The 24,116-nt window shown below is 38.5% G+C and carries 22 protein-coding genes; 15 read left to right on the top strand and 7 right to left on the bottom strand.

Translation table 11 applies throughout. The features are described from left to right. Both I4641_RS12405 and I4641_RS12400 read right to left on the bottom strand, forming a co-directional pair. Window positions 1–1,199, bottom strand: a 1,199-nt coding sequence (locus I4641_RS12405) for an energy transducer TonB (RefSeq protein ID WP_229640847.1), incomplete at its 3' end; no start/stop codon positions are given. 464 nt (window positions 1,200–1,663) lie between these two features. Further along, complete coding sequence (locus tag I4641_RS12400; RefSeq protein WP_229640846.1) at window positions 1,664–4,855, bottom strand: two-partner secretion domain-containing protein; 3,192 nt, start codon at window positions 4,853–4,855, stop codon at window positions 1,664–1,666. 301 nt (window positions 4,856–5,156) lie between these two features. On the opposite strand from I4641_RS12400, the gene I4641_RS12395 reads away from it, so the two are divergent. Together I4641_RS12395 and I4641_RS12390 are read left to right on the top strand one after the other, a co-directional pair. Further along, window positions 5,157–7,193: an NF038122 family metalloprotease gene (locus I4641_RS12395; protein WP_229640845.1), complete on the top strand. Its 2,037-nt coding sequence runs from the start codon at window positions 5,157–5,159 to the stop codon at window positions 7,191–7,193. A 336-nt stretch (window positions 7,194–7,529) separates the two neighbouring features. After that, on the top strand, window positions 7,530–10,775 hold the full coding sequence (locus tag I4641_RS12390) for an NF038122 family metalloprotease (protein WP_229640844.1): 3,246 nt from the start codon (window positions 7,530–7,532) through the stop codon (window positions 10,773–10,775). A gap of 19 nt (window positions 10,776–10,794) precedes the next feature. Here the strand turns inward: I4641_RS12390 and I4641_RS12385 are convergent, their stop codons facing one another. Then, window positions 10,795–12,498, bottom strand: coding sequence for a CHASE2 domain-containing protein (locus I4641_RS12385; protein ID WP_229640843.1), 1,704 nt, complete (start codon window positions 12,496–12,498; stop codon window positions 10,795–10,797). Window positions 12,499–12,855: 357 nt separating this feature from the next. Here I4641_RS12385 and I4641_RS12380 point away from each other — a divergent pair, with 357 nt between their 5' ends. From I4641_RS12380 to I4641_RS12320, 13 genes are all read left to right on the top strand, one after another. Beyond that, on the top strand, window positions 12,856–13,437 hold the full coding sequence (locus I4641_RS12380) for a universal stress protein (protein ID WP_229640842.1): 582 nt from the start codon (window positions 12,856–12,858) through the stop codon (window positions 13,435–13,437). 21 nt (window positions 13,438–13,458) lie between these two features. Beyond that, window positions 13,459–14,010 carry a universal stress protein gene (locus I4641_RS12375; RefSeq protein ID WP_229640841.1) on the top strand — a complete coding sequence of 184 codons (552 nt, stop codon included), beginning with the start codon at window positions 13,459–13,461 and terminating at the stop codon, window positions 14,008–14,010. Between the two features lie 40 nt (window positions 14,011–14,050). After that, window positions 14,051–14,590: a universal stress protein gene (locus I4641_RS12370; RefSeq protein WP_229640840.1), complete on the top strand. Its 540-nt coding sequence runs from the start codon at window positions 14,051–14,053 to the stop codon at window positions 14,588–14,590. Window positions 14,591–14,635: 45 nt separating this feature from the next. After that, window positions 14,636–15,190, top strand: a complete 555-nt coding sequence (locus I4641_RS12365; RefSeq protein WP_229640839.1) for a universal stress protein — start codon at window positions 14,636–14,638, stop codon at window positions 15,188–15,190. Between the two features lie 65 nt (window positions 15,191–15,255). Beyond that, window positions 15,256–15,804, top strand: coding sequence for a universal stress protein (locus I4641_RS12360; RefSeq protein WP_229640838.1), 549 nt, complete (start codon window positions 15,256–15,258; stop codon window positions 15,802–15,804). A 35-nt stretch (window positions 15,805–15,839) separates the two neighbouring features. Then, complete coding sequence (locus I4641_RS12355) at window positions 15,840–16,202, top strand: SpoIIAA family protein (RefSeq protein WP_229640837.1); 363 nt, start codon at window positions 15,840–15,842, stop codon at window positions 16,200–16,202. An 86-nt stretch (window positions 16,203–16,288) separates the two neighbouring features. After that, window positions 16,289–16,441, top strand: coding sequence for a hypothetical protein (locus I4641_RS12350; RefSeq protein ID WP_229640836.1), 153 nt, complete (start codon window positions 16,289–16,291; stop codon window positions 16,439–16,441). Window positions 16,442–16,492: 51 nt separating this feature from the next. Continuing rightward, window positions 16,493–18,907, top strand: a complete 2,415-nt coding sequence (locus I4641_RS12345) for a phosphoketolase family protein (RefSeq protein WP_229640835.1) — start codon at window positions 16,493–16,495, stop codon at window positions 18,905–18,907. 92 nt (window positions 18,908–18,999) lie between these two features. Beyond that, on the top strand, window positions 19,000–19,578 hold the full coding sequence (locus I4641_RS12340) for a YdeI/OmpD-associated family protein (protein ID WP_229640834.1): 579 nt from the start codon (window positions 19,000–19,002) through the stop codon (window positions 19,576–19,578). A gap of 15 nt (window positions 19,579–19,593) precedes the next feature. Then, window positions 19,594–20,796, top strand: a complete 1,203-nt coding sequence (locus I4641_RS12335) for an acetate kinase (RefSeq protein WP_229640833.1) — start codon at window positions 19,594–19,596, stop codon at window positions 20,794–20,796. A gap of 177 nt (window positions 20,797–20,973) precedes the next feature. Beyond that, the gene (locus I4641_RS12330) at window positions 20,974–21,306 is read left to right on the top strand and encodes an Hsp20/alpha crystallin family protein (RefSeq protein WP_229640832.1); all 333 of its coding nucleotides are present in this window, start codon (window positions 20,974–20,976) and stop codon (window positions 21,304–21,306) included. Between the two features lie 39 nt (window positions 21,307–21,345). Then, window positions 21,346–21,942, top strand: a complete 597-nt coding sequence (locus I4641_RS12325; protein WP_229640831.1) for a GerMN domain-containing protein — start codon at window positions 21,346–21,348, stop codon at window positions 21,940–21,942. Between the two features lie 47 nt (window positions 21,943–21,989). Further along, entirely contained in the window at window positions 21,990–22,139 is a 150-nt protein-coding gene (locus I4641_RS12320) for an isochorismate synthase (RefSeq protein WP_229640830.1), read from the top strand. 91 nt (window positions 22,140–22,230) lie between these two features. Here I4641_RS12320 and I4641_RS12315 read toward each other — a convergent pair whose 3' ends face one another. From I4641_RS12315 to I4641_RS12300, 4 genes are all read right to left on the bottom strand, one after another. Beyond that, window positions 22,231–22,698: a hypothetical protein gene (locus I4641_RS12315; RefSeq protein WP_229640829.1), complete on the bottom strand. Its 468-nt coding sequence runs from the start codon at window positions 22,696–22,698 to the stop codon at window positions 22,231–22,233. A 30-nt stretch (window positions 22,699–22,728) separates the two neighbouring features. Continuing rightward, complete coding sequence (locus tag I4641_RS12310) at window positions 22,729–23,250, bottom strand: universal stress protein (RefSeq protein ID WP_229640828.1); 522 nt, start codon at window positions 23,248–23,250, stop codon at window positions 22,729–22,731. 318 nt (window positions 23,251–23,568) lie between these two features. Next, the gene (locus I4641_RS12305) at window positions 23,569–23,790 is read right to left on the bottom strand and encodes a DUF4327 family protein (RefSeq protein ID WP_229640827.1); all 222 of its coding nucleotides are present in this window, start codon (window positions 23,788–23,790) and stop codon (window positions 23,569–23,571) included. An 84-nt stretch (window positions 23,791–23,874) separates the two neighbouring features. Next, window positions 23,875–24,078 carry a DUF4327 family protein gene (locus I4641_RS12300; protein ID WP_229640826.1) on the bottom strand — a complete coding sequence of 68 codons (204 nt, stop codon included), beginning with the start codon at window positions 24,076–24,078 and terminating at the stop codon, window positions 23,875–23,877. Window positions 24,079–24,116: the final 38 nt, after the last annotated feature.

Genomic DNA, 24,116 nt, shown 5'->3' with positions numbered 1-24,116 from the left:
GGTTCGGGTGCTGGTTTAGGTTCGGGTACTGGTTTAGGTTCGGGTACTGGTTTAGTTTCGGGCTTGGGCTGAAGTACTGGTTGGGGTTTTTCGGTAGGTTCGGTTTTTTCTTTCGCTTTTTCTGCTTCCTCTTGTCTGCGAATTGAAGGGAGAGTTATAGAAGGACAAATTTCTGCATCATACTCATAATTAACAGTCACTTGATAAGGCTTTGGTTGTTCCGTATCGTTATCCAGAACGCTTTTAATAATTTCTTCTCCTGCTGCTTCGTCGAAAACAGGATATTTTGCTCCCTTAATCAAATCTAAAGCAACTACGTTACCTTCCCTATCTACTACTACACCATAAACGCTGGTGCCTTTGAGCCTTCTAATACAAGCATCTCTAGGATAAGTACCTTTTACTTCTATACTTTCTGGTTTTACGTCTTCGACTTTGGTCAACCAAGCAATATAATTTTTTCTAGCTTCTTCATCACTCGTACCGTCTTGATTCTTTTTGAGGCTTTGACTGAGTTTGCGAATGCGTTGCTGACTTTGAATAACTTTTTGAGCAGCAATTTGTTCTGGAGTAAGTTTCGGAGGCTGGTTTGCTTGAGGTTTATCTGTTGGTTTGACCTCAGGCTTGGTAGCTGTTTGATTGGGGGTTGTTGGTTGTTTTGGCTGTTGGGTTGGAGAATTGGTTGGTCGATCTGGTTTGTTCGTGTTGGATGGAGGTAATTTAGCAGGATCTATTTGAAAATCTTCAGGTCTAATTTCTGGAGGTAAGGGAAGATCAGATAGATCCCCCAAAGGAGGTAGGGTGATATCTGTTATGGGTGGAAAATTATCAAAATTAGGGGGAGGAGGAATGAGTAAAGGACTTAGATCCGAGGGATTTCCAATACCAGGAATTAAATCCCGAGGTATGGCAAAAGGTGCTGCGGGTTGACTATTATCCACAGAAGGCAGATTGCCAATATTTGGTACTGGTAGATCGTTACTATTTAGTTGCGGATACAAATCAGGTAGACGAGCCTGTTGTTCTGGATTGAGTTCAATGACAGAAACTTCTCTTTCGCCAGAATTATTATTAAATTCTATTGTTGGTAAGCCAAATTTGAGAACCAATAAATGTAAAGCAATAGAAAGCAATAGACATAACTGTGCTGGGTTGATTAATTTGCCAGATTTATGATCTAATTTCGATTCGTAAGACATAACCCGCAACAATAAAAATAAAATCTAGTCTTCTAGTTTACAGAAAAAAACAAAAAAATAAGATGATTACAGAATCAGATTATGCCCTATTAGCAAAGATGGCAATCTTTTTTAGTAAAAGCTCGATCAAAAGCGATCGCTATGTTCGCTAACAGACAGACAGACTAAAAAATGCAATGTCCCCAGGCAACCGTATATACCCAGGGACAGGTTTGTTTCTAAGATTTACTCTTGGGAACAAACCCAATAATTTTAAGCTAATTAAGGCGATCTTGTAAAATATTTTAACTTTTAAGAACTGGGGGAATCCAGCAGTCGAGATAAGAAATGTATTAATAACGCCAATTTTGATGTTGAAATAAATACCGCGATTAATTACAAGGGTTCAAATAGCGATCGCATACCCTAATAACTCGATCTGCTAGGATTTTCATTTCAAAAGGCTTGCTAATAATTTCTACATCTCATTGATGGTAACTCTCTTTAGGACCACAACTACTAGATTGAATCCAGCGATGGGTAGACAAGGGAGTCAAGGCAACCAACTCTAATTCTCCCCCAGCATCGATGATAGTTGCTGTTGCTTCTTTCAAAGGCGTAGGTAAAGAAGCAACTTCGGCTTTCTCCTGTTTAACTGGTCTTAAATCATACCAAGTTGCGCTCAAAGACTGAGTTTGATATGGACTACTAGGAATTCCGCCATTACCCGTCACCGCAAAGGTATTTTCATCACTTATAGGACAAGAAGCGCTAATCAATCCTGTAGGGTCTTCAATATTTTCTGGGAGGATAGCAGTATTGAGTTCTTTATCTGATTCAGGACTGCTAATTTCTACGACTCCATCAAGTCCAAATTGGGATGAAGCGTCAATATCGCTAGTTAAATCAGTAAAAATTAATTCCGTAGAAATATCAATATTACCTCCAGGACCAAATACAGCATTGGCTCTAATATCGCTATTATTTCTCGCCAAAATCAGATTCGAGTTATCAATAGTAATATTTCCACCACCACCATTACTATCTAACACGCTAGTACTGATTAAACTATTGTTTCGGAGACGGATAGATTTACTAATAACATTAATATCTCCACCACCAGTTTGTTCTGAGGTAGCAGTAATAAATCCTTGATTAGCTTGAATTTGATTGCTATCTAAATTAATATTTCCTGCCTGTCCTTCTCCAATACTGCTAGTAGTAATTTCACCTTGAGAAGCAAGTTGTAATAAATTACTAGTTAAAGCGATAGTTCCTCCATTCCCCGAACCAGCGGTACTAGTATTAACCGTAGCTTGCTTACTGAGTTGAATGCGATCGGCATCGAGAGTAATTAATCCGCCTTGTCCAGAAGAATCAGCCGTAGCTTGGCTAAATATACCTGTATTTTCATCTGTTAAATCAATTTTGTCAGCAGAAACCTGAATTGTACCTGCATCCCCAATATCACTGGTACTAGTACTAAAAAAAGCACCGTTTTCTAAATCAAAATTTTTCGCTAAAACTTGAATTGACCCTGCTGTACCTTCTCCTTGAGTTTCCGCAGTAACTCGACTATTATTTAATGCCGTAATTGAATCAGTATCAAGAATTATATTGCCACCACCTGCATTGAAAGTGGAAGCAGTAATGGAAGATTGTTCGTCCGCTAACGTACTGTCTAACAAAATAGATTTAGCTTGAATTTCAATATCGCCAGCTTTTCCTTCTCCTGGAGGAAAATCAGGGTTACGAGTTGAGAAGTTGCTAGCTGAAATAGTTGCACCTTCTTCAATTACTAAATTATCACTAATAATTTGAATATCACCACCATCTCCTGTTCTCTCAATAGCAGAGGCTAGTATGGCACTTTTAGCTTCTGCATTAAATCCTTGTAAACTTAGATTTTGAACATTAATATTAATTGAACCACCGTTACCAAAACCAGAAGTAGAACTTTGAATTTGCGCCCCATTGCTAATACTCAATTCATTTGCCGTAATATCGATAGCTCCCGCATTACCTAAAGTATCCAGGTCAGAAGTACTAAAAATACCTGTAATAAAATCTTGAGTAGGGTCTGTCGAACCAACTAATTCAATAGTATCGGCATCTAGACTAACGATTCCTGCATTTCCATCACCAAAAGTCGTGGCAGAAATTTGTCCGCCATCAACTAAAGATAAATCATTTACTTGAATATTGACGTTTCCGGCATTCCCAAACGAAAATGCTTCCGCATTACCCAAAATCCTCGCAAATTCGGTAGCGGAAATTTCTTGTGCGTTAATATTAATATCACCAGCATTCCCCTCACCCCAAGTTAAAGCTCCTATTTGAGCCTCGTTAGTCATGTTGAGGGTTTGAGCATCGATATTGATATCGCCTCCCCTACCAAAAGCGGTAAACTCTGCTGTGGTATAGATTCCGCTACTACCGAGTATCCCCAATTCATCCTCATTAAAGCCACTAAGATTAATATTTTCTGCAGTGACATCAATATTTCCCCCATCACCTTCACCATAGATAACGCTGGTAATTTGCCCTCCATCAATTAAGTTCAGGTTGCTGCTATTAATTACTATCTCTCCACTCTTACCAGTGCTACCTTCCACACTATCAGCCAGAAAGCTCGTCCAAAAACCTGTATCGGGATTATCTCGCAGTAACTCTAGATTATTAGTAGCTCGTACATCTAATAAACCACCATCACCATCACCCAGAGTTTCTACAGCAACTAGCGAACCATCAGCCAGACTAATATTGTTGCCTCTGAGTTGAACTGTTCCCCCTCCATCACCACTGACATCAACAGAAGCAGCCTCCGTAAAGTTTATATCTGCAAAGTTTTCGATATTTTCATAGTTAAAGGCAATGCCCGTGTCAGTTTCAGCGATGGTTACTACTCCAGCTTGATTGACGCTGCCCAAATCAACTCGACCCTGTTCGGCAGTAAGATTCCCTCCTGCTAATGAAATACCATTACCCACTAAACCCAGAGTTTGCCCCGAACTGACTTCTACCCCCGTCGGACGTTCGATGACTGGAACAAAAAAATCAAAATCAAAAAAACTACTATTCCCAGTTCCTTCCACTACTATTTCTCCTGCATTCCCACCCATATTCAAACCAGCAGGAGCATTAATAGTTAATAGTGGAGGAGTATTGGGATTAACTGCGCTAAATTCACTGCCATCTTGGAAAACAATACTATTAGCGGTACTTCCTATAAATGAACCGCCGATATTTAAAGCTGCATTTTCACCTAAAACAATACCGTTGGGATTAATAAAAAATAGGTTGGCCGAACCATTAGCATTGATTAAGCCATCAATAGTAGAAATATTATTCCCTGTAACGCGAGTCAGTATATTTTGGATATTTGCCAAATTATTGAAACTGGCAATATTGCTTTGAGGCAAGGAAAATTCTTGAAAAGAATGAAATAAGTTATTGCCAACAGTAGTTCCCCCTGTGATTTGCACGTCAATACCAGAACCTGTTGTTAAATTATCTGCATTGGGAGTAACTACAGAATTATTCGGTAATGTATTGTCAGGAATAATTTGGGCTGTGGCAGAAGAACCTATTAAAGGCAGGGACAAGCATACTAAGTAAGCTAATACAGATCTGCTGTTAACTTTGAGGCAAAACATTTCTAAAAATTGTGGCAGCATTATCATTTCTGGAAATAATTGCAGTGCGTAGAATCACTATGTTTTATAGAATGCCCAAAACCAGCTAATAAATTACTATGGAAACTCAAATCAAGCCTATTTTACTTACAATAATTTTAATTTAGCTTTATCAACAGCCTAGATTGTTTATCAAATATTTATTAAGTTTACTTCCAATAAATCCGTGTATTTTAAGTATCAAAAGCCACAAAAAAACATTGTACCTTTACCTAATAACTTGACTTGTAACACACAATAGTTGGTAATCAAGAAGTTTTTAAAATACACATTGTTTTAAATTATGGTTTCTCTAGCTAGCAACGAAGTAAATTGGCAAGCAGATCAAGATATTTCTGCCACTAGTCTTATTTTTATTGATACTAATTTAAGTAATTATCAATCGCTGATTCCCGATGGTAATGAAAATCAGGTCATTCTAATAGACTCTCAGCAAAACGGCATCGAACAAATCACTAATGTTCTAGAACAATACAGTAATTTAGCAAGTATTTCTATTTTTTCTCATGGTGACGAGGCAACAATTCAATTAGGTGATGCTTATTTATCTACTGCTAATTTAGATAGCTATCAAACTGATTTAGCAGCTTGGGGAGATGCTTTATCTCCAGAAGGAGATTTATTGCTTTATGGCTGTAATGTAGGAGCAAATAATGCAGGATTTGATTTTATTAATCAAGTTTCTAGTTTAACTGGTGCAGATGTAGCAGCTAGTGATGATTTAACTGGTAATTTCGATTTAGGTGGTGACTGGACTTTAGAAGTAGTTACGGGAAATATTGAAACGCCAACTTTCATTGTAACTGAATATGGTAGCTTATTAGACCTAAAATTCAACTTCACCTACGATACCAATGTCACTACGGCTCAAAAAACCGCTTTTGAATATGCAGGTAAGGCTTGGTCTAATGTTTTAAGTGATAATGTAACAGTTAATCTCCATGTCAGCATGGTTAACAACAGCGATTTACCCAGCAATACTCTTGGTGGTGCTGTTCCCTTTTTCCATCAGGGTACAAGTTATACAAACTTCCGAAATAAATTGCAAAGTGACATCAAGTCTAGTGATGATACAACGGCGGTCAATAATTTAGAAAATGCCTCTCAATATCCAGTAAGAATGTTAACTGAAGCTCCAGATAGCATTACTTCTAACACAGGAACTCTAGTCGGCATGACAAGCTATAACTTGAACCAAGTGGCTATGACTAGGGCTAATGCAAAATCATTGGGGTTGATTAATGCTAATGACAGCACTTTAGACGGTATTATTGTCATGAACAACTTAGTAGGCACTAATGTTGGTTGGCAATACAATTACTTCAATAGCCTTGGTTCTAATCAAATTGACTTCACCACTGTAGCGATTCATGAAATTGGTCATACTCTCGGCTTTGTTTCCTTAGTTGATGGTATAACCAATGAAAACTATCAAAATAGAGAAATGCTTAATAGCAGTGCTACCAGTTTAGACCTCTATCGTATTCAGAATCGAGATTATAGTCATCTTTCTCCTTCATTCCGAACCAGAATGGAAAGTCGTCCTCATAGATTTATTGGAACACTCGACAGTAATTTTTCCCTCGATAATAATAAAACCTCAATTGCCAAATTCTCCATAGGTTCTGAAGATATTGGAATCAAAACATTTGGTGGTACATATGATCCTAATTACTATAGTGATAGTTATCAAGGTAGTCATTGGCGCAACCAAGACAACGCAGGAATTATGGATCCTCTTCTAGAATTGGGTGTGAGACGAGGAATTGCTGAAGTTGATTTGCGTGCTTTAGATGTTATTGGTTGGGATCGTAAATCAGCATCTAGTTCTTCATCAAATTTGTGGTCACAAGCTCAAACGGAAGCTAATGCCACAGGCAATATCAATCGCAACGTAGAAGTAGGTCAAATGCTGAAAGATTGGCGCTGGGCGCGTCGGGGAAGCAGCAATAGATTACGCCAAGAAGGTAATATCGCTCAACTCCTGGCACAAGAAGGTTTCTTCAGCGTCGGTGCCTTCCGTGAAAGTTTTGACTTTAGTACTGTTAATTCCCCAACGGAATCAAATTACCGCACAATTGTCGATAATTCATCCCATGTTCCAGTCTGGGAATTTAACTATGACTCTAATGTAGAAGATTCTGAGCCAAATTCTTCATCAATTGAAATTCAGAATATCGCAACAGAAAATGAAGGTTTAGATTATGAACAAATGCTTGCCATAATAACTGAAGAGTTATCGGAAGATGAATTAAGCCAATTAAGTTTAGAAGATTTGAGTAAACTGATTGAACAACAATTAGCAGGTTCGCTGGTTTAAATTAAGGTTTAATTAAGCAAAATATTTGACCAACTTGATTTTCTCAATTAATTAAAACTTAGAAAATTATAATCTATCTCTCATAATTAAAGAGGAGTTTTAACAATAAAGCTTCTCTTTTACTGTTGAAAATATTTTAGATTAGGAAGTATAAATATGACTTAATAAAAATACTTAGGTAATTAACTAATTCTTTATGAAATATCAAATTACAAATACGTTTATTTTAAGTATCAAAAGTCACAAAAAAATATAATAGCTTTACCTGATAAGTCGTTAACCAATACATAATAGTTAGCAATAAAGAAGTTTTTAAAATACACATTGTTTTAAATTATGGTTTCTCTAGCAGACAAGGAAGAAACTTGGCAATCGAGCAGAGACGATTCTGCCAATAGTCTCATTTTTATTGATACTAATTTAACTAACTATCAATCTCTGATTCCCGATGCTAATAAGAATCAGGTAGTTCTCATTGATTCCCAAGAAAATGGCATTGAACAAATTACTAATGTCCTGGAACAATACAGTAATTTAGCCAGTATTTCTATTTTTTCCCATGGTGATGAGGGAACAATTCAATTAGGAGATACTTATTTATCTGATGCTAATTTAGATGCTTATCAAAGTGATTTAGCAGCCTGGGGAAATGCTTTATCTCCAGAAGGAGATTTATTGCTTTATGGCTGTAATGTCGGGGCAAATAATGCAGGATTAGATTTTATTGAAAGAGTTGCCAGTTTTACTAGTGCAGATGTAGCAGCATCTAATGATTTGACTGGTAACTTTAATTTGGGTGGTGACTGGACTTTAGAAGTTGTTACGGGAAATGTTGAGACTCAGACTTTTGTTTTGACTGAATATGGTAGTTTACTCGCTATTAGTCGTTCTGATAGATTAACAGGAATCACTGCCGACTTTAATGGGGATGGTAAAGCAGACTTGTTGCGTCAAGAAAAAGGAGATTGGGATGATGATGATTCTGAAACAGCACAGCTTTTAATTTCTACTGGAAATAACTTCACTCCTATCAATTTGCCAGAAAGTTTGATGCTTAAAGGGGACTATACCAATCTCTATGTGGGAGATTTTAATGGCGATGGTAAAAGCGATATCTTGCGTCAAGAAAAAAGTGTTTGGGATAATGATAATTCTTGGACTGCTAGTTTATTGATCTCCAATGGTACTAGCTTCAGTAATATACATCTTTCTGAAGATTTATATCTCCACGGCGATTACAACAACATCTATGTAGGAGATTTTAATGGCGACGGTAAAAGCGATCTTGTCGCTCAAAAGAAAGGTAGCTGGGATAACAATCATAATGATAGTTGGAATGCTAAGTTGTTAATTTCTAATGGTACTGGTTTTACTCAGTATGCAATAGATCCAGGGGGAAGTCACTCTTTAAGAGGAGATGACACTAATCTATATGTGGGGGATTTTAACGGCGATGGCAAGAGCGATTTGCTTCGCCAAGAAAAAGGCGGTTTTGACGACGATGATTCTAATACTGCCCAACTTTTAATCTCAACAGGGACTGGTTTTAATATAGTTGCTGTTTCTGAAAGCTTTGGTTTGAAAGGAGATTATACCAATCTCTATACAGGGGATTTTAATGGTGATGGTAAAACTGATGTCTTGCGTCAAGAAAAGAGTACTTGGGACAATGATTCTAACAGCACCGCCCATATTTTACTCTCTAATGGCAGTGGCTTTAATGCCTATGGACTGTCAGAAAGTTTAGACCTTAAAGGAGACTTAACCAATCTTTATGTAGGAGACTACAACGGCGACGGTAAAGATGATGTTCTGCGTCAAGAAAAAGGAGATCGGGATAATGACCGTTACAATACTGCCAATTTATTAATATCTACAGGGACAAATTTTAATAAGATAGTTCTTTCAGAAAACCTTAATATTGGCGGAGACTATACTAACCTCTATGCAGGAGACTTTACTGGTGATGGCAGAACAGATTTAGTTCGCCAAGAAAAAGGATGGTTCAATTACGATGACAATATAACTGCCCAACTTCTAGTTTCTACAGAAAGTAATTTTAATATAACCTCTATTACTCCTAGTTCTGTACTTAATGGTAACTACACTAATCTGATTACCAATAATGCTATCACCAGATATTTAAACTATAAAGACGATGGCTTGAAATTTAATTTCACCTACGATAACAATGTTTATTGGGAACAGAAAAAGGCTTTTGAATTTGCAGGTGAAATGTGGTCAGAAATGATTACAGACAATGTGACGGTTAATATTCATGTCAGCATGGTCAACAATAGCGATTTACCTGACAATACTTTAGGTGGCGCAATTCCTTTCTTCCATCAAGGTACTAGCTATACAGAGTTTAAAAATAAACTAAGTCAAGACGTTGATTCCAATCAGTCTAGTGCTAGCGGGAATAACGACGACCAAATAGCAGTGAATAATTTAGATGCTGGTTCTACTTTTAGGGTTGCCTCTCCCAATGATACAAACTCTGGAACTTGGCGAGATTTTGATAAGGTAGCAATGACTAGAGCTAACGCTAAAGCTGTGGGGGTTTTGGATAGTGATAATCCTATGTTAGATGGCACAATTGTGATGAATAATCTAGTTGGTACTCCTGTTAGTTGGCAGTACGATTATTTCAGCAACAGTGTGGGTAGTTCTAAAATTGATTTCACTACCGTTGCTATGCACGAAATCGGTCATACCCTCGGTTTTGTTTCTGTAGTGGATGGCTTAAATACTAGTAATTATAAAGATCAGGCAATACTGAATGATAGTGTCACTGCTTTGGATTTATTCCGTTTTCTCCAAGGTTCTCAAGGAGTAAGAAGTATTCGTACAGGTTATAATTTCCTTTCTCTTGATGGTGGTACAAATAATTTAACTAGAACTTCCAACGGTGTTAATAATATTGGTGGTGACTACTATGCGGATGGTTATCAAGCTAGTCACTGGAAAAACGAAGATAACGCAGGAATTATGGATCCCGTATTGGAAACTAATGTTAGAAGACAAATTGGCGAACTAGATCTTCGTGCTTTAGATGTAATTGGTTGGGATCGTAAGTTTGCCGCCAATTCCTTGGATACTTTTGCTTCAGAAGCTTGGAATAAAGCTGATGATACAGGTAATGTCAATCGCAATGTGGAAGTCGCTGGGATGCTTTCAGATTGGCGTTGGGCGCGTCGGGGTAGTGCGAGTACATTGCGTCAAGATGGTAATATAGCTAACTTCTTAGCACAAGAAGGTTTCTTTAGTATTGGTTCTTTCCGCGAAAGTTTTGATTTTAGTTCGGTAAATGCTGTTATTAAAAATGATTTTATAATTGTTGTTGATAATCACTCTTTACCTCAAGGATTTGAAACTAATAACGACTTGGATCTAGAAAATGACTCAGGGGTTATTTTAGACATCAATCTTGAAGATGTTGTGACCGAAAATTCAGGCATTAATTACGAGGAGATGCTCGCTTTAGTTACGGTCGGATTATCTGATGATGAGTTGGGTCAATTGAGCCTTGATGATTTAGCTAAATTAATCGAACAACAATTAGCAGAGCCTGTAATTTAGTCTTTTAGCTCAAAGACTTTTATTGTTCTTGCCACAAGACAGCGCGATCGCGTCCTTGTTCTTTGGCTTGATATAAAGCGCGATCGGCACATTCAATCAGTTCTTCGGGAGAATGAACTACACTAACAGTGGTGCAGGTAACACCGCAACTAATACTGACATATTCGCTGGCTTGAGAACTGACATGGGGCATTTGTAATGACTTAAGGCGATCGCAAATTCGTTGGGCGATCGCTATTGCCGCATCTGGAGGGGTATCGGGCAAGACAGCGACAAATTCTTCTCCACCATAACGAGCAGCCAGATCGCTATCTCGTACTGATTGGGCTAAAACTTTTGCTACCTCTTTAAGACATAAATCTCCTGCTTGATGACCATAGGTATCGTTGTATTTTTTGAAAAAATCTACGTCGCAAAGGATAATTGATAAACTTCTTTCTTTTTGTCGGTTCTTTTGCCACTGTTCTTTGAGAAATTCATCAAAGAAACGACGATTAGGTATTTCAGTTAAACCGTCGGTGAAAGCCAGCTTTTTTTGCTGTTCTTCTTGATTTGTTTTGCAATACCAACTAATTAAGATTCCTGAGACTGCTACAGAAAATACAGGAGTAATTATAGGCAGCCACAAACCACCTAAGAACAAAAGATAACCACTACCAACAATAGCAAAACAGGTCATGAAAGTAGCGAAGGGAGCAGAGGTAAAAATATTTTTTTGACCATCGGATTGACGATCAAGCAAAACTATATTCAGCATTGATACACTATAAGTCCAAGCAAAAATCCAGATCCATTCCAAAGGTTCATTAACAGTTTTAATTGAATTTCTGCCATCTAATGCACTGCTAATAATTTGACTAGCAATATTAGCGTGAATCAGGACTCCAGGTAAATCTTTAACTAGGCTCTCCCTAGAATCACTATAAGGAGTCGGAAAAAAATCGTTTAAGCTAGGAGCAATAGATCCGATTAAAACTAGGCGATCGCTAAATAGATTATCGGGAATTCGATCGTTTAGCACATCGTTAATACAAATGCGATCGAAACTAGTTTCTGTGCCACGATAATTAATTAAAATCTGGAAGCCTCCAGCATCAGCGCGAACGTATCCACCGTCATTACTGTTAAAAGGTATTATCCTTCCTTTTCCCAAAGCTAATGTTCCCGTTTCACCAATAGGTTCGGGTGCAATTCCTGCTGGTGCTAAATACATTAAAGCTAACCGAGTACCCAAACCAAGTTTAATTTGACCGCTATCTAATTCAACGGAAAGTAAACCCCGTCTAATTGTGCCATCTCCGTCTCTAACTAAATCTGATAGAGCAGTTTGATTTTTTTCTTGGAGAATTGGTGATGGTTGAATTTTTTCGCCAATAATTTTTTCGACCCCAACTAAATTAGGGGTAGACCGTAAAACCGTTTCTAATTCTTTAGTTCCAGGGGCAACAGGCAAATCGCGATAGATATCTAAACCTATAGCTCTGGGCTGCTGTTGGTGGATTTTGTCGATTAATTGACTCAGAGCAATATCAGACATTGGCCATTGTCCGAGTTTGCCAATATCTGATTCGTTAATAGTCACGACAACAATGCGCTTTTCTTTGGCTTCAGTCGAACGCAGCCGAAACCAAGTATCGTAAGCTGACCATTCTAGGGACTGAAATATTTTTAGATAGTTTAAGGCGATCGCTAATCCTGATATACCAAATGTTAGAAATAACACAAAGATGAATAGCTTAGTCTTATTGAATTTTTTGAATTTCATGCTTATTTTTCATAGATTATCTATTCAATTGAATGAAAAATTTAATTGTTATTCAATATGACTATCTTGCCTATTTTTTAAGGGCGCATTTATTTAATAATATTGGTAATTTTGCATATTGTCAGGCACAAATTAGATTGAATTACGATAATTACAGAGAGATTATCCTGACTCGAATTATCTGTATGTTTCTGAAAGGGATGTCGCTAACATCTTCACAAGTTCCTCAAATTATTAATTTACAAAGTAACTATCAACTTCAACGGATCACCGAATCTGTGCAATGAGGCAAATAGTTAGGAGGAACTAGAACTTATGGTCGTAACCGCAGATCTCAATCTCCACTTAGAGGTACTCACCATGATAAACAAAATCCTAATCGCCGTAGACCGAACTCAAAACAACAAATTTGTCTTTGATACTGCCGTATCTTTGGCTCAAACCACAGGAGCGGACTTAATGTTGCTGCATATTCTCTCTAAAAAAGAACCAGAACACCCCATAGCACCAACTTATACCTACTATCCCATAGTAGAAGAAATGAACTACGAAACCTATCAACAAGAATATGCCAAGTACGAACAACACGGCATTGAATTTCTCAAAAATCTTACCGAAGAAGCTACCGCAGCAGGAGTTTCAACAGAGTTTAGCCAATTGGTTGGCAATCGGGGGCGTATGATTTGCGAACTAGCAAACAACTGGTCGGCAGATTTGGTCTTAGTTGGTAGCCGTGGACTCAAAGGACTAAAAGAAATGTTTTTAGGTAGCGTCAGCAACTATGTTACCCATCATGCACCCTGTTCGGTTCTAATCGTTCGCCAGCCAGTCGATTCTCAAACAGATAGAGCATCTCCTGACGAAACAGTAAATGACCAGCAACTATCTCACTATTAACTTCTCCAAAAGGTATTCATTATGATTAACAAAATTTTGGTAGCTGTAGACCGCTTGGAAAACAATCAATCTATTTTTAATACTGCTGTATCTTTAGCTCAAACTAACAATGCAAAATTGATGCTGCTTCATGGCCTGTCCCAGACGGAAGCGAACTATCCAGCATTACTCACATATACTTATTATCCAATGATGGACGATCGCGAACACAAGACATATCAAAAACAGCTAGAGAAATATAGACAATGGGAACTTGATTTTCTTCAAGACCTAACTGAAAAAGCGATCGCAGCGGGTATAGACGCAGAATATACACAATTAACTGGAAATCCAGGACATACTATCTGCGAGTTAGCAGAAACTTGGTCGGCAGATTTGATCTTAGTGGGCAGTCGCGGACTCAAAGGTTTAAAAGAAATGTTTCTTGGCAGCGTTAGCAATTATGTAACCCATCATGCACCCTGTTCGGTATTAATTGTTCGTCAGTCAATAAATAATGAGTCAGAGCAAACATCTTCAAAATCAGCAAAAGCAGATGGCGAACTCCTGACTCCTGACTTGACCCGCAACTAACCTTACTCCTTAGGGCTAACTTCGCAAAGAGGTATTTATCATGTTAAACAAAATTTTAGTAGCACTAGACTATTCCGAAACCAGTCAGACTGTCTTTAATTCAGCATTGTCTTTAGCTAAAACCACAGGTGCAGAATTAATGATCATGCACATTTTGGGTGAAGACGAACCTAATTATCCCGTAATCCCTAGCTATACTTACTATCCAGTGTTGGACGATTACGATTACAACCTATATCAGAAGAGATATCAGGATTACAAACAAGAAGGAATCAAATTTTTACAGCAGAAAAATAAAGAAGCCCAAGCAGCTAGTATCAAAAGCGAATTTGTTCAATTAACTGGCAATCCTGGAAGAGAAATATGCAAGTTAGCAAACACTTGGTCAGCCGACATTATTTTAGTTGGTAGTAGAGGATTGAAAGGCTTGAAAGAAATGTTCCTCGGTAGCGTCAGTAACTATGTAACTCATCATGCTCCTTGCTCGGTTTTAATTATTCGCACCTCTATCGAAAACGAATCCGAGCCTACATCTTCTGAAGAAGCAGAGACAGATCGGCAATCAATACCCACTAACTAACCAACGATAACTATTAAAGACCAACCCCGTAAAGAGGTTTTATAAATGATTAATAGAATACTGGCAACAATAGACAATTCCCTGAGAAGCCAATCGGTTTTTGATACATCAGTATCTCTAGCTCAGGCTACGGGAGCAAAATTAATGCTGTTACACATTCTTTCAGACGAAGATATTGACTACCCAATACTACCAACTTATGCCTATTACGCTGTTTTAAAAGGGAAGGATGACAGTGTATTTCATAAGGCATTTGATGAATACGAACGAGGGGAAGAAGAATTGTTACGCAATTTGGCGCAGAAAGCGATCGCTTTGGGAATAGACACTGAATACGCTCAGTTAAGCGGTATTCCTGGATGGACAATTTGTGAAATAGCAAGTGAATGGTCCGCAGATTTAATTCTGGTAGGCAGTCGCGGACTCAAAGGTCTGAAAGAGATGTTTCTCGGTAGCGTGAGCAACTATGTAACTCATCATGCCCCCTGTTCGGTATTAATCGTTCGCACTGATACAGATTTAGTTTCTTATGGTGTCGACTTCCCTTATGAGGAAGCAGAAGAGGCAGAAAGCACACAAGAAGTCTTGAAGCAAAATTAATGGGTAAATAATGATGTTGATATTTAGTTTGCTCCTTGATTAACAAGTAGTAGAGGTTATGTAAAATGTTTCAAAAAATTTTAGTGGCAGTTGACCACGAACCAGGCAGCAAACAAGTATTTAACCAAGCTTTATCACTAGCTAAAGCTGACGGGGGAAACCTAATTTTATTGCACGTTGTATCGGTTGAAGAAGAAAATAGCCCGTTTATGTCTCCGTACCTGGTGTACCACAAAAATCGTTGCATTCATGTCGATCCTCGAATAATGCGTCAGGCAAACGAAGAATTTGATCGCGAGTGGGCAAATTTTAAACAACAGGGTATGGAGTTGCTACGTACTTTTACCAAAAAGGCGATCGCAGCGGGGGTTTCAACCGAATTTACTCAGATTACGGGGCAACCCAGTTCGACCATCTGTGAATTCGCTCAATCCTGTCATGCTGATGTCATTACTATCGGCAGGCGAGGACGTTCGGGTTTCCAAGAAATGTTGTTGGGCAGCGTCAGTAACTATGTGGTTCATCATGCCCCCTGCTCGGTATTGTTAGTTCAAACTCCAATTTTAGAAGAATCGACTTTACCCAATAGTGCTGAAACTACTATTTATGCCTGACCTAAGCTCAATCTAGTTAATACAGGAGAAGAATCATGACTGTTAAACTTATAACTCACAAACCAGACCATATAATCGCCTTAGAAATCGATGGCTGGATTGATGCTGAAGACATTGATCGCATCACCAAACTAATTGAACCAAGGATCGATGCTGGCGAGAAACTGAGAATTTATGCAGAGGTGAGCAGTTGGTCTGGAATGTCTTTAGGAGCATTTATCAAAGACCTCAAATTTAGCTTACAACACCTCAATAATTTTGAAAAAGAAGCAATTGTTAGCGATCGCAAATGGCTTGAAGCTCTGGCAGCATTGAGCAACACCTTGTTTTCGAGTATTGAGGTTAAGCACTTTACTCCAGATGAAAAGGATAAAGCATTGGAATGGGTTATGAGTTAGGACAAAGGCGCACAGTTCGCCACATGCAGTCAGAATTAAATGTTTAGTAGCTTGATATTGGTTTTCTGGCAATAGTTTGCGGGGTAATGATTGACAATGTGTGTTTGGGTTTACCACGAGTAGTTAGCGATCAAAGTATACTAAAAACCGTTAATTTAGATCTAAGTCACAGAGAAGGAAAACAGCTTCGCCATTCGGCTCAAGTTCTCCCAGAAGTGTTTAATAATTTGAATTTGTAAACTTTTCATAGATTTAGTAAACAACATTAGTTTTATTCAATCAACACAATTATGGTATCTACTTCCTCTTCTCAAGATTCAGTAGCAACAAAGACTTTAACGGCAGAAGAACTAACAAAGATAGACGCATATTGGCGTGCCTGTAACTATCTGGCAGTAGGCATGATTTATCTGCGGGACAACCCTCTGCTCAAAGAGACCTTACAAAAAGAACACATCAAACAAAGACTATTAGGTCATTGGGGATCTTCACCAGCCCTTAGTTTTACCTATATCCACCTCAATCGCCTCATCAAAAAGTACGACCTCAACTCCATTTTTCTCGCAGGACCAGGACACGGCGCACCAGGAGTATTAGGACCCGTATATCTTGAAGGGACGTATTCCGAAGTCTATCCCGATAAGGGTGAAGACGAATCAGGAATGCAGAAGTTCTTCAAGCAATTCTCTTTCCCTGGCTACATCGGCAGTCATTGCACTCCTGAAACCCCTGGTTCAATTCATGAAGGAGGAGAACTAGGCTACAGTATTTCCCATGCTTTTGGTGCAGTCTATGATAACCCCAGTTTAATTGCCGCCTGTGTTGTGGGCGATGGAGAAGCAGAAACAGGTCCATTAGCAACCGCCTGGCATTCTAATAAATTTCTTAATCCCATCCGTGATGGTGCTGTATTGCCCATACTCAACCTCAACGGATACAAAATTGCCAATCCGACGATTCTTGCTCGCATCAGCCCTGAAGAACTAGAGAACTTATTTAAAGGGTATGGCTATACTCCTTATGTAGTAGAAGGTTCAGACCCCGAAACTATGCACCAAAAAATGGCAGAAGTCATGGAAGAGTGCATACTTAAAATACGGGAATACCAACAGGAAGCACGGACTAAAAATAAAGCCTTTCGCCCTCGTTGGCCGATGATTATTCTCCGCACTCCCAAAGGTTGGACTGGTCCTCAAGAAGTAGATGGACACAAGGTTGAGGGATTTTGGCGATCGCATCAAGTACCCATGGGAGGAATGCACTCTAATCCCGAACACGTAAAGCTGCTGGAACAGTGGATGAAGGGTTACAAGCCAGAAGAATTGTTTGATGATAATGGTGCTTTGATTCCCGAATTGAAAGAACTCGCTCCTGTAGGAATTAAGCGCATGAGTGCCAATCCTATAGCGAATGGCGGTTTACTACGCAAAGATCTCAAGCTGCCTGACTTTACTGAATATGCGGTGGCAATGGATAAACCAGGCACAGTAGAAGTTGAAAATACTAGAGTTTTGGGTAAATTTCTGCGAGATGTGATGAGAAATAACATGACCAACTTCCGTGTCTTTGGTCCTGATGAAACCGCTTCCAATCGCTTGCAGGATATCTACGAAGTTACCAAGAAAACTTGGATGGCGGATTATCTCCCCGAAGACGAAGACGGCGGACAGCTTTCTCCTGACGGTAGAGTGATGGAAATGTTGAGCGAACATACTCTAGAAGGTTGGTTGGAGACTTATTTATTGACAGGCAGACATGGTTTTATTCATAGCTATGAGGCTTTTGTTCACGTTATCGACTCCATGTTTAACCAACACGCTAAATGGTTGGATATCTGCAAGAAGCACGTTCCCTGGCGCGCGCCTGTTTCTTCTCTCAACCTGATGCTTTCTTCTCTGGTATGGCGACAGGATCATAATGGCTTTTCCCACCAAGATCCAGGCTTTGTCGATTTGGTGACAAACAAAAGTGCCGACGTGACGCGTATCTATTTCCCCCCCGATGCTAACTGTCTGTTGTCTGTTGCCGATCACTGTTTGCGGAGTAAAGACTATATCAATGTTATAGTCTCCGACAAACAAAATCACCTGCAATACTTGACGATGGACGAGGCAATTAAGCACTGTACCAAAGGTATTGGCATCTGGGAGTGGGCGAGTAATGACGACTGCGGCAAGGCAGCAGATGAACCTGATGTAATTATGGCTTGCTGTGGCGATATTCCCACAATGGAATCTTTAGCTGCTACTGCTATATTGCGCGAAGAATTCCCCGAACTCAAAGTTAGGTTTATTAACGTCGTCGATCTCTATCGCTTGCAGTCAGAGAAAGAACATCCCCACGGTTTATCTAATAAAGAGTTTGATATTCTGTTTACTCCCGACAAGCCAGTAATCTTTAACTTCCACGGCTATCCCTGGTTGATTCATAAACTAGCCTATCGTCGTACCAAGCAAGAACGGATTCACGTTCGAGGCTATAAAGAACAGGGCAATATTAATACACCTTTGGAATTAGCAATTCTCAATCAAATAGATCGCTTTAACCTAGTCATTGATGTCATAGATCGGGTAGAAAAACTCGGTTCTAGAGCAGTGTATGTTAGAGAACGGATGAGAAACGAGATTATTGATAATCTCAACTATGCTCACGAACAGGGAATGGATAAGCCTGAAGTTGTTAATTGGAAGTGGCAGTTTAGTTAGTCCCTAAAGGGATAAGCTTCGCAAATAGTTAGTGATTATTAGTAAGGTGGGCAATCTAGTTTTAATGCCCACCTCAAAACCATAGATAATAAATGAGCAAAGCACTAGAACATATCGCAAAAGTTGAAGTTAAGACACGCAGCGATCTTAGAGAATGGTTAGAAAATAATCATCTACAGAAAACAGGTATTTGGTTGGTTACTTATAAAAAGGTTCATAAATGCTATCTTCCTTATCAAGATATAGTTCAAGAATGTCTATGTTTTGGTTGGATTGATAGCTTGCCTAAAAAACTAGACGAGACTCGAACAATGTTATATATTTCTCCCCGTAAAAAGGGCAGTAATTGGTCTGGAGTTAATAAAACCCATATAGAAAAGCTACAAAATCTAGGTTTAATTCAGCCAGCGGGATTAAAGAAAATAGAACAGGCAAAAAAGGATGGTTCGTGGACTTTTTTAGATGATGTCGAAGCATTAATAGTTCCAGAAGATTTACAGCTAGCCTTGGCACAGAACAAAACAGCTTTGAAAAACTGGAATGCTTTTCCTCCATCTGTCAAACGGGGCATTTTAGAGTGGATTAAAAATGCTAAACGATCTGAAACTAGAATCAAGCGTATTCACAATACTGTTGATAAAGCAGTGCAAAACGTTAGGGCTAATTATTAAAAATTTTGAGCAATTATGTTTGTTTTGGTTCTTAACGCTGGCTCTAGCAGCCAAAAAAGCTGTCTCTATAGTTTGGAGGAGTCTATTCCAGACACTCCTCCAAAACCCTTGTGGGAAGCTCATCTTGATTGGACTGTAGCTCAATCTGGCGGTGTTTTGACAGTTAAAAGTAACGATATTAGACAGAGGATTGAGGTTGAGAAGAAAGAGAGTGCGCTACAAATTCTTCTAGATACTTTAACAACTGGAAAAACCAAAGTATTAGAAAGCTTTAATGATATCAATGCAGTGGGTCATCGGGTGGTACATGGTGGCGCAAAATATAGTCAGGCGACTGTAATTGATGATGAGGTTAAAAAAGCGATCGCATCATTAATTCCCCTCGCACCCAGTCACAACCCAGCGAACTTAGAAGGGATTGAGACTATCGAAAAATTGTTACCAGAAGTTCCTCAAGTAGCGGTATTTGATACGGCTTTTCATACGACAATTCCTCAAGCTGCCAAAGTTTATCCCTTACCTTACGAATATTATCAAAAAGGAATACAGCGATATGGCTTTCACGGTATTTCCCACCAATACTGTAGTCAGCGTACCGCACAAATTTTACAACAGCCTCTTGAGTCTTTAAAAATAGTTACTTGTCATTTAGGAAATGGTTGCTCTTTAGCTGCGATCGATAAAGGCATTTGCATCGATACTACAATGGGTTTTTCTCCCCTAGAAGGATTGATGATGGGTACTCGCTGCGGTTCAATCGATCCCCAAATTCCAATTTATTTAATGCAAAAATATGGTTTAAATGTAGAAAATGTAAATCATCTACTCAACCAAGAATCTGGATTACTTGGGGTTTCTGGCGTTTCTGGAGATATGAGAGCAATCTGTAAAGCGATGTCTGATAATAACGAACAGGCACAGTTAGCTTTTAATATTTATCTTTACCGTTTAAAAAAGGCGATCGGCGCAATGGTTGCTAGCCTCAATGGTTTGGACGTTTTGGTTTTTACGGCGGGGGTGGGTGAAAATTCGGCTATTGTGCGTGAAAAAACCTGTGGGGGTTTGAGCTATTTGGGTTTGCAGTTGGATCTAGATAAAAACAATGCTAATCCAGTAGACAAAAATATTGCTGCTGAAGATTCGATGGTAAAAATATTAGTAATTCATACTCAAGAAGATTGGGCGATCGCACAGATGGCATTTAACTGGACGATATAAACTGTGGGGATCGCTTTAAATTTCCGTCACAAGTTTCTCAAAGTAATTAACAATTATATAAAGCAAATAATTAGACAGTCCTCACAAATTCTTCAAGATCGATCGCTATTCTAAGACCATAGGAGAAAAAGTAATTCTAAATAAATTGCTTACGCACAATATCAGGAGAAGAAGATAATGAAAGAGTCGAGCAAAACTTGGTGTCCCGCGATCGAGTTAAATCAAACAGATAGAGATTTAATTCTTAAAGCAGAAATCCCTGGAGTTGACATTAAGCACCTGAATATTAGTGCCGAACCCAATTCAATCGCCATTTCTGGAGTTCATGATCGCCATCAATCAACAGTAGAACAAGAGGTAATTCCTTCTGAACTCCACTACGGACAGTTGGATTGTAGTGTTCCTTTACCCGAAGCAATCCAAGTAAACCATGTCAGGGCAGAACTGATCGATGGAGTCTTAACGATTACGATGCCGAAGGTAAATATAGCTAACCCAGCCAAAATTTAGGCAAGCAGGCTATCGAGTCAGAAGATCGAGGTCAAAACTATGAAAGCACACGAACGATCGCCCAATACCACACCGATATTAATCGGACTTTCTCTATTATTGATTGGGGTAGCCCAAATTACTGCTTTATTGGCATTGAGTAAAATAATAATTCCAACTGTTATTGAATCCTCTGCCGTAGAAGATTTACAGCCAGCTAAGTTTAGTCCTCAAATATATCAGTTAGAATTAGTTGATAATCGAATTCGACTAGTACCAAGGACTCTGCATACCGCTGCAACTTCTCCCAAGCTAGCTTTGACCGAAGCTTTAGAAAAATTACTGGCTCAATCAACTGTTTTCGATCCTACCAGCACAATTCCGAGCCAATCTCGTTTACTAGACTTGCATATTAACGAAAATGGAGTACACGTAGATTTATCTAAGGAATTTACTCAAGGTGGTGGTAGTAGCTCAATGATTTATCGAACCGCTCAAGTGCTTTATACCGTCACCAGCATCGATCCTCAAACACCAGTGTTTTTTTCTATTGAAGGGCAACCTTTAAACGAAGACTATCCATTGGGAGGCGAGGGATTAATCTTAGAATACCCCATCACAAGACAACAATTCAACCAAGAGTTTTTAGCTGAATAACTTAGCTAAATAACTTAGCTAAATAATTTATTTAAGAGGTAATAGATATGAAGATTTTTACATGGATACAAAATATAATTCAATATTTATTGAATGGCGTATCAAGACTTTTTAAACCTACAGACGACGATTATCCAAAAACTGGAGTGCAGCCTTTTAGTGGAGATCCTGGCGATGACCCTAATAAATATTCTTAGAATTTATCTCGTTGCAGATAGATGAATGTGTCGTTCATGTCTTAGCCAGTAGAGTTTGCTTATTTCTACTGGCTTTTTTTACTCTAATATTTTAATTTAACTGCGGAATGTCAGTTTTAAAATGACGAATATTACTTTTGACCCATTGATAAGACACTACATTCAGTAAGATTCCAATCAAAAATAGCAACAGCATCAGCACAATTTGATACCAAAAAATTGTATCGACTATTAAATCTGCAACCAGATGAATGAAGTTGAGAACTGAGTAAACTAAGGTAAGAGCAAAATGAAACGTTCTATAGTGCTTAAACTGATAAAAAGCCGTAGCAGCGATCGCCATAATTGGTAAGATAAAAAACAAGAGCATTCCCCACAGAATAGGCTGTATTTCTGCCATAGTGACTGCTTCTTGGTGCAGATGGCGCATCATTGCTACATCAATCCCATGAAATAAAGGGATCAAAGCCAGTTGAGTATGAAACAATGTTCCCAACAGAAATACCGTCCACAGTGCAATAATCTTTTCTCGATAGTTAATTGGATTTATTCTAGTCATTTTGATACCTCGATCAACAGATAAACTTATTTACTGAACCTCTACCGCATCCTCCAATTCAACAGTTTCGGAAGTTTTACTTCCTTGAACTACCAAAATTGAACAGGGAGCATGATGAATCACATAGTTGCTAACGCTACCTAATAATATTTCCGAGATATTTTTGTGATCCCGACGACCAATTACCAACACATCTGCTCCCCAATCCTTAGCGCGATCGCCAATTCCAAGATTGCAATTTCCTATATGGCATTCATGCTTGCAGTCAACGCCAAACTTATCGGCTTTTCTGACCAAGATTTTTAGCCAATCATTAACTGTATCAACTTCTTCTTTTAAACGTTTACGACCCCAATCGTAACTTTCTCCTGACATATCTACATCGTATAAAGTACCAATTCCGACCCAGGGGGATACATCCTGCATTTGCCAGTCTACAAAATGCACTAGTAATATTTCACTTATTTCTGGTTGCGCTATAGATAGAGCAAAGTCAAAAACTGCTGCTGCTTCTAATGAACGGTCTAATGCGACTAATATTTTTTTGAACATGATTATTTCCTCTTTATGAAGTGAAGAGTCTGTTATGATATGACTAATTAATTCCCCAGGTTTCTTCGGGGAAAGTAGCGATAGGGCGATCGCGAAATTTATTCCAATTCAATCCAAACCTGCACCTAAAATTACATAATCAAAAGAGATAGGCGCAACTCAAGTTAATATTTGCTAACTGGGCTTTTTGCAGACATATGTTTTGCAAGTGAGAATAAGAAAAATCTTTTCTACCCAGTTTGTAAGCTATTTTGAGTTCTTCTGTCGTCATTGCCGTCTTGTAGAATGAACTTATTTGCACCATCAATTTCCCACTCCCTAATCTTCTGACCATTCATCTTTAGCTAAAAGATCGCAGATATGATCTCTTAATAAATAATCGTTTCTTTCCAATTCACATTCAGCGCAAATCCATTCTCTTGGAGAAATAAAATCGCAAAGAACACAAATTGATTGATGAGAATTGATCTTGCCAGTTTCAACTAGATGGCGAGCTTCATCTTTAATTTCATCAAGAGAAAAATTTACTGTAGCAACCATGATGTACCTCACTATTTAATTCAGTTTTCATATTTAAAATAATCAAAAATAATCAATCAGACACATGCAGTTTGTTCCTTGTTTCTATTCCAAAAGATCTTTAATTGAATTTTGCATCAGGCGGTAGCCGTGAGCTTCAATTTCACATTCAATCAATGCCCATTCACCTGATGGAAAGAATTGACTCAAGTTATAAATTGCTTGTTGAGGATCTAAACTGTGCAGTTCGATCAAATGACGAACTTCATTTCTAATTTCTTTGAGGGAAAAATCATTTTTGACAGTCATCACGTACCTCACTGATTAATTTGTTTCTAGGTTCAAGA

It is taken from the genome of Waterburya agarophytonicola KI4 (genome assembly GCF_020640915.1).
Lineage (GTDB): Bacteria > Cyanobacteriota > Cyanobacteriia > Cyanobacteriales > Xenococcaceae > Waterburya > Waterburya agarophytonicola.
The sequence above is the reverse complement of the archived record's forward strand: the minus strand, read 5'-3'. Positions and strand labels throughout refer to the sequence as shown.